Origin of the sequence: Mesorhizobium sp. WSM4306, assembly GCF_007003975.1 — a bacterium.
In the GTDB taxonomy this organism is placed as follows: domain Bacteria; phylum Pseudomonadota; class Alphaproteobacteria; order Rhizobiales; family Rhizobiaceae; genus Mesorhizobium.
Genome location: NZ_VFTC01000001.1, coordinates 574,592 through 587,560, shown reverse-complemented (window position 1 = coordinate 587,560; position 12,969 = coordinate 574,592). Strand labels below are relative to the sequence as shown.

Here is a 12,969-nt window from a genome sequence, read left to right as displayed (position 1 = left end):
TCCCGGCCTTTTTCATTTCAATCCGGCTTTCGCCAGAATGAAGCGCATTCGCGCTTCGACGGAGGCCAGCGGCAGCTCGATCAGCTCGTAGCCCAATTCGTGTAGACGCCGACCGCCAGTCAGCACGAAGAATCGATCGGTAAAGTTTTGCATCTCCTGTTCCATGGAGAAGAGGCGCACGCGGCTCGATGGCTTCGCGGCCCATAGCCACGCGAAGTCGGCGTCAGTCGACGTTGCGCGTACAATATTGGGGAGTGGAGAAGTGGAGGTTTCTGTTGCCAGGTACCTCCGAACCCCGCCTAGAAGTGCGAACCTCTAGGGCTTGATTTGAAGCGTTCGCACTGCATTAAGCAGCGAGACGAGCTTCCGCATAGTTGTCGTTGGCAACTATAAGTTTAGCCCGATGACGGTGGTACAATGCCGGGCAAAAGTACGATCTTTACACCTTCGTCGATCCTATTTCGCCCCCAGCAAAAACCGCCTCGTCGTCAAAGCGGCTTTTGGTGGAGGCGCCGGGTACCGCCCCCGGGTCCGAACGGCTTATTTCATCGCCCATTTATCGCCATAGTCGGTCAAGCCGACAAAACGAATATAGGGGGTCGTCGCTCGAAATGAAAGGCCGCAATCGCGCTTCTTCCCAGAGCCAAACTGCGACGCCGAGGGTTGACTTGGACACGGTCTCAACCGAAGCTTTGCGCCGGTGAGGAGTATCGACCTAGCGCACAGGTTGCGTAGCGCGCCACAGCCCTCATCGACCGGATCCGTGGCGCCGACGAGGGGAAGTCCGATGGCCGACTATCTTGCGGATGTGAAGAAATACGACGCCGGCGCCAGCGCCGATGCGGTCGAAAAGATCGTCAAGCATCTGGGTATTGCGCTGAGGAACCGCGATTCCTCGCTGGTATCGTGCACCGACCCCAAAGAACTCGATCGCGTAAAGACCAACTGGGTCGCCAAGAAGCTCGGCATCGCCGACGGCGCCAAGGCGGATGCATCCATCGAAAAGACCTGCAAGGCGATGGCTGCCGACAACACCAAGAGCCGCGTGACCTTTTACTATCTCGTCGCCAAGGATCTGGGCAAGCTGGGCTCGCTTTAGAGACTTTTGCTGGATGGCGAGCCTTCTGGCTTGCTCCTTGTTAAGCGTCGGCGCTGCCCCTCATTGCCCTGCCGGGCATTTCTCCCCGTATAGTGACGGGGAGAAAGAGCTGGCCGCAGCTTGGCGCTCTTTCATCGACACTTGTGATTGGCGAAACCGTCGGCGACAGCACCCCTCTCCCCGTCACTATACGGGGAGAGGATGCCGGCAGGCAGGTGAGGGGCAGCGCCAATCCTTGAAAGAGTGGTGGGGGCAAACAGCGCTCTGGCCCCTTTTTATATGTTCGACCACCTGTCAGGCAGCTATAATGTCCGCAATCCCGAATCGAGGCGAAGCCGATGCGCCAGTATCTCGACCTTTTGCAGCATGTGCTGGACAATGGCGCCGATCGCGGCGACCGCACTGGCACCGGCACGCGTGGGGTGTTCGGCTACCAGATGCGCTTCGACCTGGCGCGCGGCTTTCCCGTCACCACCACCAAGAAGCTGCATCTGAAGTCGATCATCCATGAACTCCTGTGGTTCCTGGCCGGCGACACCAACATCAAATATCTCAACGACCATGGCGTTTCGATCTGGGACGAGTGGGCCGACGAGAATGGCGATCTTGGCCCGGTCTATGGCAAGCAATGGCGCTCCTGGCCGGATGGCCATGGCGGGTCGATCGACCAGATTGCCAATCTTCTCAAGGAGATACGCAGGAATCCGAATTCGCGGCGGCTGATCGTTTCGGCGTGGAACCCGGCCGAAGTCGAGGCCATGGCGTTGCCGCCCTGCCACTGCCTGTTCCAATTCTACGTCTCGGAGGGCAAGCTGTCCTGCCAGCTCTACCAGCGCTCGGCCGACATCTTCCTCGGCGTGCCCTTCAACATTGCCTCCTATGCGCTGCTGACCCTAATGGTGGCGCAGGTCACCGGGCTGAAACCTGGCGATTTCGTCCACACGCTGGGCGACGCGCATCTCTACTCCAACCATTTCGAGCAGGCGCGCGAGCAATTGCGGCGCACGCCCAAGGCGCTGCCGACGCTTTGGATCAACCCGGAGGTGAAGGATCTGTTTGCCTTCCGCTTCGAGGATTTCCGGCTGGAAAACTATTTTGCTGACGCAACGATCAAGGCGCCGATCGCCGTATAGCTCTCCGTTCCTCAATCAATACCGACCATGACGTCCGATGCCTTGATCACGGCATAGGCCTGCTTGCCCTTTTCGAGCTTGAGATCGGCGACGGCCTCGTTGGTGATCGAAGCGGTGACGACCGAGCCGCCGACGTCGATGCGGACATGCGAGGTGGTGGCGCCTTTGACGATCTCGGTGACCGTTCCCTTGAGGATGTTGCGTGCGCTGATTTTCATGGGGCTTCCTTTGCAAGGTTCTGTTCCCGTCATAACCAGAACAATCGATGCCGAACAGACGCTTTCGACGGCTGGCGGCCTTCCCTTGTTATATTCATCCGGATATATCGATCGGCAGGCGCCGAGCCGGACGGATTTCAAACCCAGGGAGAGTTTTCATGTTGAGGCACAAAGGTTTTGGATTGAGAGCGATCGCGGTCGGCGGCTTTGCTGCAGCACTGATGGCCGCGATGCCCGCCGCTCATGCGGAAGACAAGGTGATCGTGTTTGCCGCGGCCAGCCTCAAGGACGGGCTCGATGCCGTCGCCAAAGCCTGCGAGGCCGATGTCGGCCAGGCCGCGACCGTCTCCTACGCTGCGAGTTCCGCACTGGCCAAGCAGATCGAGGGCGGGGCTCCCGCCGACGTCTTCATCTCGGCCGATCTCGACTGGATGAAATATCTCTCCGACAAGAAGCTGACCAAGCCGGACACCGAAGTGAAATTGCTCGGCAACCAGATCGTTCTGGTGGCGCCGAAGGATTCGACGGTCGAAACCAAGATCGAGAAGGGCTTTGACCTCGCCAGGCTGGTCGGCGACGGCAGGCTCGCCATGGGCGATTTCAAGGCGGTGCCGGCCGGCAAGTATGGCAAGGCAGCACTTGAATCGCTCGGCGTCTGGTCTTCGGTCGAAGGCAAGGTGGCGCAGGCCGAGAATGTGCGCGCGGCACTCAAGCTGGTGTCGACGGGTGAAGCACCGCTCGGCATCGTCTATGCGACCGATGCGCATGCCGACAAGGGCGTCAAGGTGGTCGGCATCTTCCCGGAGGATTCGCATCCGCCGATCATCTATCCGGTTGCCCAGATCGCTGATTCAAAGGACAAGGATACGCCGGCCTTCCTGAAGTGCCTGCAGTCCGCCAAGGCGGCGGAGCTGTTTAGGGATCAAGGTTTCACCGTGCTCACGCCGAGCAATTAAGGTAGCGCCTGACGCATGAACTGGCTGCTGGACCTCACTCCCGACGAATGGAATGCGGTCCGGCTGTCGATCAAGGTGGCGACGGTGGCGATGCTGTTCAGCCTGCCACCGGGCATCGCGATTGCGCTCTTGCTTGCCCGGGGCAAATTCTGGGGCAAGACGCTGCTCAACGGCGTGGTGCATCTGCCGCTGATCCTGCCGCCAGTGGTGACCGGCTATCTCTTGCTGCTCACCTTCGGTCGTCGCGGGCCGGCCGGTGCATTCCTGGCTGAGCATTTCGGCATCGTCTTCTCGTTTCGCTGGACGGGCGCGGCTCTCGCCTGCGGCATCATGGGCTTCCCCCTGATGGTGCGGGCGATCCGGCTGTCGATCGAGGCAGTAGACCGCAAGATGGAAGCCGCCGCAGGCACGCTCGGCGCCAATCCGCTGTTTGTGTTCGCCACGATCACGCTGCCGCTGATCCTTCCCGGGCTGATCGCCGGCTCGATCCTGTCCTTCGCCAAGGCGATGGGCGAGTTCGGCGCCACCATCACCTTCGTCTCCAACATTCCCAACGAGACGCAGACGCTGCCTTCGGCGATCTACACTTTTACGCAAGTGCCGGGCGGCGATGACGGGGCGCTGCGGCTGACGCTGATTTCCGTCGTCATTTCGATGGCGGCACTGGTCGCCTCGGAAGTGCTGGCGCGGCGCGTTGGCCGGCGGATGGACATCGAATGAGCGTTCTTGTCGACATCAGCCATCGTCTCGGCGAGTTCGCCATCGACGCGCGCTTCGAAAGTGCCGGGCGGCTGACGGCGCTGTTCGGGCCCTCAGGCTCCGGCAAGACGACGTTGATCAACATGATCGCCGGCCTGATCCGACCCGGCGAGGGACGCATTGCGGTCGACGGCCGTGTGCTTGTCGACACGGATGCCGGTATTTTCGTGCCGAAGCACAAGCGCCGCATCGGCATGGTGTTCCAGGATGCTCGGCTGTTTCCGCATATGAGTGTGGCCGGCAATCTGCGCTATGGCCGCTGGTTCACGCCGCCGGCAGAGCGCTATGCCAATATGGACGCGGTGGTCGAACTGCTCGGCATCGGTCCTCTGCTCGACCGGCGGCCGGCTAAGCTCTCGGGCGGCGAGAAGCAGCGGGTAGCGATCGGCCGGGCGCTGCTGGCCAGCCCGAAACTGCTGTTGATGGACGAGCCGCTGGCCTCGCTCGACGATGCGCGCAAGGCCGAGATCCTGCCCTATATCGAGCGGCTGCGCGACGAGACCAAGCTGCCAATCGTCTATGTCAGCCACTCCGTCGCCGAGGTGGCGCGGCTGGCGAGCGACGTGGTGGTGATGGCGCAAGGCAAGGTCGCGGCTTCCGGCCCGACCGGCGCGATCATGCAGCGGCTCGATTTGTTGCCGGTGGAAGAGCGCGGCGAGGGCGGTGCGGTGCTCGACACCATAGTGCTGCGCCACGACGAGGCTTTCGGCATGAGCGTGCTCCGTTCGGCGGCGGGCGAAATCCGGGTGCCACGGTTGGCTATATCGGTCGGTGCGCCGGTGCGCATTCGCATCCGCGCCCGCGACGTGATGATCGCCACAGAACAGCCGACGGGCCTCAGCGCGCTCAACATCCTGCCGGGTATCATCGTCGCAGTAAGTCCAGGTGAGGGGCCGACGGTCGAGGTCGGCATCGACTGCAATGGTGCAACCGTGCTTGCCCGCATCACCGAGCAGTCGCGACACGCGCTGAACCTCCGGTTGGGGAGCAAGGTGTTCGCGGTGGTCAAGACGGTGAGCTTCGACAGGGCTAATACCGGCGCCGGGCTGCCGGCCGAAGCGGATGGCTGATAGCCGCTATATCGTTTTGGAATAGCGCTATGGGTCGAGAGAGGCTAGTGTGATCGCGGAGGACACGACATGCCGTCGCTTAGCTTGCGGATAAATCTCGATCCGGACGGGCGCATCGGTCCGGGCAAGATCGAGCTTTTGGAGCAGATCGCCACCTTCGGCTCGATCTCGGCCGCGGCGCGAGGCATGGAGATGTCCTACAAGCACGCCTGGGATCTGGTCGAGGACATGAACCGCGTGTTCGGCAAGCCGCTGGTCGCAGCGCAGACCGGCGGTCGCAAGGGCGGCGGCGCGCAGTTGACCTCGGTCGGACTGGCGGTGGTCAGCCGTTTCCGCGCCATCGAACGCGCTGCGGCAGCAGCGGCGGCCACGCATATGGAGGCATTGCAGGCGGAGATTGATGCGGGGTGAGGAGGGGGAAATGAAGAACTGGAGAAATGAAGAACTGGAGAAATGAAGAACTGAAGAACTGAAGAACTGAAGAATATGGGAGTGGATGTTGGCCGCACTCCTTACCAATTCTTCAATTCTTCAATTCTTCAGTTCCTCATTTCTTCAATTCCCCTACTCCCTACCCTCCGCTTTGCGCAGCAGGTACGTATCCATGATCCAGCCCTTTTTCCGGCGGACTTCTTCACGAACCTTCTCGATCTCAGCGCCGACATCACCTAGGCGGCCGGAGAGAGTGATTTCGTCGGGTGTGCCGAGATAGGCGCCCCAATGGATGATCAGATCCTTGTCGGCCAGCGTGTTGAAGGCGCATTTGCCGTCGAGCATGACCACGGCGCTGCCGGCATTTTGCGGCATACCTTCTTCGGTCAGGCGGCGGCCGGTGGTGATCAGCACGGGGTCGCCGATACGGTTCAGCGCCATTTTGTGACTGGCGGCGAGCGCCTGGACGGCGGTGATGCCGGGAATGACCTCCAACTCGAACCCGACATTGCCTCTGAGCCGCACCCGCTCGAGGATACGCAGCGCGCTGTCGTAGAGAGAAGGGTCGCCCCAGATCAGGAAAGCGCCGCAGCCGTTCTCGGCAAGCTCGTCGCGGATCAGGCCTTCGTAGATCTCGGCGATTGCCTCGTGCCAGTCGTCGACGGTCGAGCGGTAGGACGGCGCCGGCTCGGCGCGCACCGGCACGTCGAATTCGACGCGGCGTGATTTCGGGTTGCTGACGAAACGATCGCAGATCTGGCGGCGCAGTTCGGCAAGGTCGTTCTTCCTTGCGCCCTTGTCGGGAATGAACAGGACGTCCGCCCGGTTCAGGCCTTCTATGGCCTGCACGGTCATATGATCGGGATTGCCGGCGCCGATGCCGATAACGAGAAGCTTGCGCATGACGCGAACTCCTGCCCGATCGGAACCTGTTAGTCCAGACCGCCGATTGGCGTGTCCAGACCGCGGCGGTACGCTTCTGGAGATGGAATGGCTTTGAAACGCCACATTGAAACCGCTAGGGTCGCCGCGCATTCTCGCCGAGGGGCTTTCATGCTGCGCTATGTTCTTACCACCATGCTGGCGCTTTCAGCCGCGCCTGCACTGGCCAATGATTCGACCGCGGAACTCGGCACCGGTGGCCTGATCCTGTCACGCAGCGATGCGGTGGCGATGCAAAGCGAGGACCTCACCATCTCGCCGGAAAAGGTGACGGTCGACTACGTCTTCCACAACAACACCGACAAGGATGTCGATGCCATCGTTGCCTTCCCGTTGCCCGACATCGAAGGCGATCCGGAGGAAATGCCGGCGATCCCGGAAAACCAGAGCGACAATTTCCTCGGCTTCGAGGTGACGATCGATGGTGCGCCGGCAAAGCCGCAGCTCGAGCAGAAGGTGTACGCGCTCGGTATCGATATCGGCGCCGATCTGAAGGCGCAGAACGTGCCGTTCAATCCATTCGGCGATACGGCCAAGGCGGCCCTGGCGAAGCTGCCGAAGGCGGTGGCCGAGGATTGGGAGAACCGCGGCATCATCATCGAGGATACGGGCAGCGACGGTACTGAGGCGAACAAGGTCTATACGCCGTGGTGGCAGTTGCGCTCGACCTATTGGTGGCGCTCGACATTTCCGGCCAACAAGGACGTCCATGTCTCGCACCGCTACAAGCCCAGCGTCGGCGGGACGTCATCGGTCAGCTTCTTCTATGACCGCAAGTTCCAGGGTAGCCAGTATGCTGCCTACAAGACCCGCTACTGCATGGACAACAATTTCGAGAATGCGGTGAGCAAGGCGGCCAAGGACGATCCGGACGGTTATCCCAAATTTTACGAGAAACGCATCGCCTATATCCTGACCACCGGCGGCAACTGGGCGAACGGCAGCATCGGCAAGTTCAAGTTGACCGTCGACAAGGGCAATCCGAAAGCGCTGATTTCGTTCTGCGGCGACAATGTAAAAAAGGTCGGGCCGACGACCTTCGAGACGACGGCGCAGGATTTCTATCCCGAGCACAACATCGACATATTGCTTTTGGAGCCGTCGGGCGACGGCGCCGGGGAAGCCAACTGATGGACGTCGCGATCTATGTCGCCATCGCCGAGAACGGCGTCATCGGGCGCGACGGCGGCTTGCCGTGGCGGCTGTCCACCGATCTCAAGCGGTTCAAGGCCGATACTATGGGCAAGCCCGTCATCATGGGCCGCAAGACCTATGAAGGCATCGGCCGGCCGCTGCCGGGCAGGTTGAACATCGTGGTGACCCGCGACAAGGCCTGGCGCGCCGAGGGCATCGAGGTAGCGCACTCGCTGGAAGCCGCGATCCAGCTGGCCACGGTGCGCGGGCGTTGCATGAGCGGCGTCGACGAAATCTGCGTCATCGGCGGCGGCGAAATCTATGCGCAGGCGCTGCCGCTCGCCGACCGCCTGCATGTCACCCATGTGCTGGCCAAGGTCGACGGCGATGCGCATTTCCCTGACATCGATCCGGACAGCTGGCGAATTGTCCGTTCGCAGGATTTTCCGGCTGGTGAAAAGGACAGCCATGCAACGCGCTATACGGTTTACGAGCGCCGCCGGCCAATGACGCAGGTATCTTCATGACCGACAACACGCATCCACCGCTCGGTACCTTCATGGATTTGCTCGCTACAGAAATACGCTCGCGTATGGGAAATGAACCGGCGCGTGAAGCTGCGCACCAGCGGATTTTCGGTGACACCGCGCTCGAGGCGCCGCAGGCAAGCCGTGAGAGACCCCACCGTCAGCCGGCTTGTCGCCATCTCGCGGAATGCTTTGCCGAACTTGAAACGATCGGCGGCAATCTCGGCAAGCTCGCCGCCGTGCTGCGCGAGATCGAGCCGCATCTCAGCTGGAACAACCAGAGCGAGCGTCGCAAGTCCGCGGTCTTGGCCGAAAATTATGCTGATTCCTTCATTGTCGGCCCGGGCGGCTTCGTCCCGAGCAGTGCCATCGAGATCGGAGTGTCGGTCATGGCGCCGCATACGACCTATCCTGATCATCGGCATCCACCGGAAGAGCTTTATCTTGTCCTGTCTCAAGGGGAATGGCGGCAGAATGCCGAGGCGTGGCATGAACCCGGGTTCGGCGGGGTCGTCTACAATCCACCTGACATCGTTCATGCCATGCGCGCGGATGCCAAGCCGCTTTTTGCCATTTGGTGCCTTCCCCTCGACAATACGCCGCATTGATAGGGCGACTTATTGGAATTCGCTGCTTGCAGCGGTCCAAATCGGACGGTGCAGTGTCGGATCGCGTTGAAAGCGCATCGCGGCGTCCCTATAGAAGAACAACTGGATTTTGCGCCGCAAGGCCGGCGCTGAGGGAATTCCAAGCGAAAGGACATTCATGCCCTGGAACGACAAGAGCGGTGGCGGCGGCGGCCCATGGGGCGGCGGCGGCGGCAATCAGGGGCCATGGGGGCAGGGACCGAAGGGGCCTGGCGGCCCGCAAGGGTCACCTCCCGATCTCGAGGACATCATCCGCCGCGGCCAGGACCGGCTGCGGCGTGCGCTGCCCGGTGGCGGCGGCGCCAGCCCGGCCGTCTTTGCGCTGATTGCTGCGGCGCTGATCGTGCTGTGGGCGTTCAAGGCGGTCTACACCGTGCAGCCCGACGAGGTTGCGGTCGAGTTGCGGTTCGGCAAGCCGAAGCCGGAGCTGTCGCAGCCGGGCCTGCATTTCCATTGGTGGCCCGTTGAAACCGTCGAGACGGCCAACATCGCCGAGCAGCTCGTCGATATCGGTGGCGGCGGCGCGACGAGTGGCAACACGTCCGGGCTGATGCTTACCGGCGACCAGAATATCGTCAACGTCCAGTTCTCGGTGGCCTACCAGGTCTCCGATCCAAGGGCCTATCTGTTCGACGTCTCCGATCCCGAAGGCATGCTGCAGCAGGTCGCTGAAAGCGCCATGCGCGAAGCCGTCGGCCGGCGACCGGCCCAGGACATTTTCCGCGACGATCGCCAGGGCATTGCCGCGTCGGTGCGTGAAATCATCCAGACGACGCTGGACGGCTACAAGGCTGGCCTGAACGTCAATGCGGTTTCGATCGAGGACGCGGCGCCGCCGCGTGAAGTGGCGGACGCGTTCGACGAAGTGCAGCGCGCCGAACAGGACGAGGACAAGTTCGTCGAGCAAGCCAACCAGTATTCCAACCAGAAGCTCGGCCAGGCGCGCGGCGAGGCCGCACAGGTCCGTGAAGACGCGGCGGCCTACAAGAACCGTGTCGTGCAGGAGGCCGAAGGCGAGGCGCAGCGCTTCATCTCGGTCTACGACGAATATGCCAAGGCCCCCGATGTGACGCGCAAGCGACTCTATCTGGAAACGATGGAGAAGGTCCTGAAAGACTCCAGCAAGGTCATCGTCGAACAGGGCAATGGGCAAGGGGTCGTGCCCTATTTGCCGCTGCCGGCACTGCAGCCGAAGGCGCCGGCGCCCCTTGGCGCCACGACCGGAGGAACCCAGTGATGGCCAATCGTCTTCCCATCCTCGCCGTCATCGCGGCCGTGCTTCTGTTCCTGATCTACTCCTCCGTCTTCGTGGTCAACGCGCGCCAGCAGGCGCTCGTGCTGCGGTTCGGCGAGATCGTCGATGTCAAGAATGAACCCGGTATCTATTTCAAGGCGCCTTTCGCCTTCTTCGACGCCGACAGCGTGCAATTGATCGAAAACAGGGTGCTGCGCTTCGATCTCGACAACATCCGCGTCCAGGTTTCGGGCGGCAAGTTCTACGAGGTCGATGCTTTCATCGCTTACCGCATCTCGGATCCGCGCGTCTTCCGCTCCGCCGTGTCCGGTCAGATCACACTGGCCGAAGCCCGACTGAGGACGCGTCTCGACGCAGCGCTGCGCCGTGTCTACGGTCTGCGCGATTTCGAAGCGGCGCTCTCGGAAGAGCGGGCTGTGATGATGCGCGAAGTGCGCGATCAGCTTCGGCCGGACGCGACGTCGCTCGGCCTGCAGATCGAGGATGTGCGCATCCGCCGGACCGACCTGACCGCTGAGGTTTCGCAGCAGACCTTCGACCGCATGAAGGCCGAACGTCTGGCCGAGGCCGAACGGCTGAGAGCGCGCGGCAAAGAGGCCGCGCAGCGCATCACGGCACGCGCCGACCGCGAGGTGGTGGAAATCGTCGCCGAAGCGCGCAAGGAATCGGAAATCCTGCGCGGTGAGGGCGAGGCCCAGCGCAGCGCGACTTTCGCCGATGCCTACAAACGCGATCCGGCCTTCTTCGACTTCTACCGGTCGATGAATGCCTATGGCACGGCGCTGGACAACTCCGGGACGACGATGGTGCTGTCGCCGAACTCGGAGTTCTTCCGCTTCTTCCGCAATCCGGATGGCACGGACGCGAAGCCTGCTGCGCCGGCGACGGCACCTGCCGCGCCGGCAGCGCAACCTGCACCCGTCCAGTAGGGCGGTGCAGGATTTCCTTGCGGCCATAGGCCTGGTCCTGGTTGTCGAGGGCCTGGTCTATGGCGGTTTTCCCGGCCTCGCCAAACGCCTTGCCGGCGAAGTGCTGTCGATGCCGGAAAAAGCGCTGCGCATCGTCGGGCTGGCGGCGATCGCCATCGGTATCGGCATTGTCTGGCTGGTGCGTGGCTGAGGATCGCTGATATCAGGTGTAACGGAGGATTTATCCTCCTGATGTGGCTATAGCCGCAGATGTGCCGTATTTCTTGCCAACATGACGCAACGTGGCGTTTTGCCGAAGCGCTTTTTCTTTTCAGCAATTCCGGGAGGCTCTCGATGACATCCAACACCCTTCTGCGCGCGGCGCGGCGGACGTTCATCGCAGGTGCTGCGGCACTTATGGTCGGCGCGCTTGCCGTTCCGGCTTTCGTGACGCCGACGGTGGCCGCTGACGGACCGGCTTCGGTCGCCGACCTCGCCGAAGGGCTGATCGGCGCGGTGGTCAACATCTCGACCTCGCAGACCGTGAAGGGCACGGAAGGTCCGGGCGCGGTGCCGATGCCGCAACTGCCGGAGGGCTCGCCGTTCCAGGATTTCTTCGACGATTTCTTCAAGAACCGTGGCGGCGACAAGGATGGCGGCACGCAAAAGGTGCAGTCGCTGGGCTCCGGCTTCGTCGTCGATGCCGAGCAGGGCATTGTCGTCACCAATAATCACGTGATTGCCGATGCCGACGACATCGAGGTGAATTTCTCCGACGGCGTGACGTTGAAGGCGACGCTGGTCGGCACCGACACCAAGACCGACGTCGCGGTGCTCAAGGTCGACCCGAAGGGCCACAAGCTGACGGCGGTGAAGTTCGGCGATTCCAACAAGATGCGCGTCGGCGACTGGGTGATGGCGATCGGCAATCCGTTCGGCCTCGGCGGCACGGTCACGGTCGGCATCGTCTCGGCCCGCAACCGCGACATCAATTCCGGCCCCTATGACGACTTCATCCAGACCGACGCCGCCATCAACCGCGGCAATTCCGGCGGCCCGCTGTTCAACAGCCTGGGCGAGGTCATCGGCATCAACACCGCGATCATCTCGCCGTCCGGTGGCTCGATCGGCATCGGTTTCTCCATCCCCTCGCAGATCGCTTCGGGCGTCGTCGACCAGTTGCGCCAGTTCGGCGAAACCCGCCGCGGCTGGCTCGGCGTGCGCATCCAGCCGGTGACCGACGACATCGCCGAGAGCCTCGGCATGGCGACCGCCAAGGGCGCGCTGGTTGCCGGCGTCATCAAGGGCGGACCGGTGGACAACGGCACAATTCTGGCCGGCGACGTCATCATCAAGTTCGACGGCAAGGACATCCATGAAATGCGCGACTTGCCGCGCGTGGTGGCGGAAAGCCCGGTCGGCAAGGCGGTCGACGTGATCATCGTGCGCAAGGGCGTCGAGCAGACGGTGAAGGTGACGCTTGGCCGGCTCGAAGACGGCGAGAAGCTCGCCAGCGGCGAGGACGGCACTACCGACGAGGACAAGGGCGGCGACAAGGCGCCTGCGGTTTCAACGGCTTCGGTGCTCGGCATGACCGTCGGCGAACTCAATGACGAGACGCGGACCAAGTTCGGCATAGCGGCTGATGTTTCGGGCGTCGTCATCACCGATGTCACCAAGGACTCGGCTGCGGCCGAGCGCGGCATCCAGGCCGGCGAAGTGATCACCGAGATTGCCCAGGAATCGGTCGCGACCCCGAAGGACGTCATGGACCGGATCGGCGCGCTGAAGGAGCAGGGTCGCAAGAATGCGCTCTTGATGCTGGCGTCGAAGACCGGCGAGTTGCGGTTTGTCACGATCCGGATGGATTGAGACCGGAAAGCGCCATA

The 12,969-nt window shown here is 62.3% G+C and carries 16 protein-coding genes and 1 other RNA gene; 13 read left to right on the top strand and 4 right to left on the bottom strand.

Annotation, left to right across the window (positions count from 1 at the left end; all coding sequences use genetic code 11):
- Positions 1-12 precede the first annotated feature (12 nt).
- A complete protein-coding gene (locus FJV77_RS32755; protein WP_246691118.1) occupies positions 13-153 on the bottom strand; it encodes a hypothetical protein in 141 nt (46 codons plus the stop codon).
- A 108-nt stretch (positions 154-261) separates the two neighbouring features.
- Positions 262-621, bottom strand: a transfer-messenger RNA (tmRNA) gene (gene ssrA, locus FJV77_RS02995).
- A 166-nt stretch (positions 622-787) separates the two neighbouring features.
- Here ssrA and FJV77_RS02990 point away from each other — a divergent pair.
- The gene (locus tag FJV77_RS02990; protein ID WP_142865347.1) at positions 788-1,099 is read left to right on the top strand and encodes a DUF2853 family protein; all 312 of its coding nucleotides are present in this window, start codon (positions 788-790) and stop codon (positions 1,097-1,099) included.
- A gap of 338 nt (positions 1,100-1,437) precedes the next feature.
- Complete coding sequence (locus FJV77_RS02980; RefSeq protein ID WP_142865346.1) at positions 1,438-2,232, top strand: thymidylate synthase; 795 nt, start codon at positions 1,438-1,440, stop codon at positions 2,230-2,232.
- Between the two features lie 11 nt (positions 2,233-2,243).
- Here the strand turns inward: FJV77_RS02980 and FJV77_RS02975 are convergent, their stop codons facing one another.
- Positions 2,244-2,450: a molybdopterin-binding protein gene (locus FJV77_RS02975; RefSeq protein ID WP_142865345.1), complete on the bottom strand. Its 207-nt coding sequence runs from the start codon at positions 2,448-2,450 to the stop codon at positions 2,244-2,246.
- Between the two features lie 161 nt (positions 2,451-2,611).
- On the opposite strand from FJV77_RS02975, the gene modA reads away from it, so the two are divergent.
- From modA to FJV77_RS02955, 4 genes are all read left to right on the top strand, one after another.
- A complete protein-coding gene (gene modA / locus FJV77_RS02970; protein WP_142865520.1) occupies positions 2,612-3,406 on the top strand; it encodes a molybdate ABC transporter substrate-binding protein in 795 nt (264 codons plus the stop codon).
- A 15-nt stretch (positions 3,407-3,421) separates the two neighbouring features.
- Positions 3,422-4,126, top strand: a complete 705-nt coding sequence (gene modB, locus FJV77_RS02965; protein ID WP_142865344.1) for a molybdate ABC transporter permease subunit — start codon at positions 3,422-3,424, stop codon at positions 4,124-4,126.
- Positions 4,123-5,235: a molybdenum ABC transporter ATP-binding protein gene (gene modC, locus FJV77_RS02960; protein WP_142865343.1), complete on the top strand. Its 1,113-nt coding sequence runs from the start codon at positions 4,123-4,125 to the stop codon at positions 5,233-5,235. The genes modB and modC overlap by 4 nt, the downstream gene beginning before the upstream one ends.
- A 69-nt stretch (positions 5,236-5,304) precedes the next feature.
- On the top strand, positions 5,305-5,646 hold the full coding sequence (locus FJV77_RS02955) for a winged helix-turn-helix domain-containing protein (protein WP_112560439.1): 342 nt from the start codon (positions 5,305-5,307) through the stop codon (positions 5,644-5,646).
- Between the two features lie 153 nt (positions 5,647-5,799).
- Here the strand turns inward: FJV77_RS02955 and cobF are convergent, their stop codons facing one another.
- Positions 5,800-6,570 (bottom strand): precorrin-6A synthase (deacetylating), encoded by a 771-nt coding sequence (gene cobF, locus FJV77_RS02950; RefSeq protein WP_142865342.1) that lies wholly within the window; start codon positions 6,568-6,570, stop codon positions 5,800-5,802.
- Between the two features lie 150 nt (positions 6,571-6,720).
- Here cobF and FJV77_RS02945 point away from each other — a divergent pair, with 150 nt between their 5' ends.
- From FJV77_RS02945 to FJV77_RS02915, 7 genes are all read left to right on the top strand, one after another.
- Positions 6,721-7,740 carry a DUF4424 domain-containing protein gene (locus tag FJV77_RS02945; RefSeq protein WP_142865341.1) on the top strand — a complete coding sequence of 340 codons (1,020 nt, stop codon included), beginning with the start codon at positions 6,721-6,723 and terminating at the stop codon, positions 7,738-7,740.
- Entirely contained in the window at positions 7,740-8,270 is a 531-nt protein-coding gene (locus FJV77_RS02940) for a dihydrofolate reductase (protein WP_142865340.1), read from the top strand. The genes FJV77_RS02945 and FJV77_RS02940 overlap by 1 nt, the downstream gene beginning before the upstream one ends.
- Complete coding sequence (locus FJV77_RS02935) at positions 8,267-8,878, top strand: dimethylsulfonioproprionate lyase family protein (protein ID WP_142865339.1); 612 nt, start codon at positions 8,267-8,269, stop codon at positions 8,876-8,878. Before FJV77_RS02940 ends, FJV77_RS02935 begins: the two co-directional genes overlap by 4 nt.
- Positions 8,879-9,035: 157 nt before the next feature.
- Positions 9,036-10,154: an FtsH protease activity modulator HflK gene (gene hflK, locus FJV77_RS02930; protein ID WP_142865338.1), complete on the top strand. Its 1,119-nt coding sequence runs from the start codon at positions 9,036-9,038 to the stop codon at positions 10,152-10,154.
- The gene (locus FJV77_RS02925) at positions 10,154-11,101 is read left to right on the top strand and encodes a protease modulator HflC (protein ID WP_142865337.1); all 948 of its coding nucleotides are present in this window, start codon (positions 10,154-10,156) and stop codon (positions 11,099-11,101) included. Before hflK ends, FJV77_RS02925 begins: the two co-directional genes overlap by 1 nt.
- A gap of 4 nt (positions 11,102-11,105) precedes the next feature.
- Complete coding sequence (locus FJV77_RS02920; RefSeq protein WP_142865336.1) at positions 11,106-11,291, top strand: DUF2065 domain-containing protein; 186 nt, start codon at positions 11,106-11,108, stop codon at positions 11,289-11,291.
- 143 nt (positions 11,292-11,434) lie between these two features.
- Positions 11,435-12,952, top strand: a complete 1,518-nt coding sequence (locus FJV77_RS02915) for a DegQ family serine endoprotease (protein ID WP_142865335.1) — start codon at positions 11,435-11,437, stop codon at positions 12,950-12,952.
- Positions 12,953-12,969 lie beyond the last annotated feature (17 nt).

Coding starts and splice junctions, on each gene's coding strand:
- FJV77_RS32755 (WP_246691118.1), bottom strand. CDS start 153: ATGCAAAACTTTACCGATCGATTCTTCGTGCTGACTGGCGGTCGGCGT.
- FJV77_RS02990 (WP_142865347.1), top strand. CDS start 788: ATGGCCGACTATCTTGCGGATGTGAAGAAATACGACGCCGGCGCCAGC.
- FJV77_RS02980 (WP_142865346.1), top strand. CDS start 1,438: ATGCGCCAGTATCTCGACCTTTTGCAGCATGTGCTGGACAATGGCGCC.
- FJV77_RS02975 (WP_142865345.1), bottom strand. CDS start 2,450: ATGAAAATCAGCGCACGCAACATCCTCAAGGGAACGGTCACCGAGATC.
- modB (WP_142865344.1), top strand. CDS start 3,422: ATGAACTGGCTGCTGGACCTCACTCCCGACGAATGGAATGCGGTCCGG.
- modC (WP_142865343.1), top strand. CDS start 4,123: ATGAGCGTTCTTGTCGACATCAGCCATCGTCTCGGCGAGTTCGCCATC.
- FJV77_RS02955 (WP_112560439.1), top strand. CDS start 5,305: ATGCCGTCGCTTAGCTTGCGGATAAATCTCGATCCGGACGGGCGCATC.
- cobF (WP_142865342.1), bottom strand. CDS start 6,570: ATGCGCAAGCTTCTCGTTATCGGCATCGGCGCCGGCAATCCCGATCAT.
- FJV77_RS02945 (WP_142865341.1), top strand. CDS start 6,721: ATGCTGCGCTATGTTCTTACCACCATGCTGGCGCTTTCAGCCGCGCCT.
- FJV77_RS02940 (WP_142865340.1), top strand. CDS start 7,740: ATGGACGTCGCGATCTATGTCGCCATCGCCGAGAACGGCGTCATCGGG.
- FJV77_RS02935 (WP_142865339.1), top strand. CDS start 8,267: ATGACCGACAACACGCATCCACCGCTCGGTACCTTCATGGATTTGCTC.
- hflK (WP_142865338.1), top strand. CDS start 9,036: ATGCCCTGGAACGACAAGAGCGGTGGCGGCGGCGGCCCATGGGGCGGC.
- FJV77_RS02925 (WP_142865337.1), top strand. CDS start 10,154: ATGGCCAATCGTCTTCCCATCCTCGCCGTCATCGCGGCCGTGCTTCTG.
- FJV77_RS02915 (WP_142865335.1), top strand. CDS start 11,435: ATGACATCCAACACCCTTCTGCGCGCGGCGCGGCGGACGTTCATCGCA.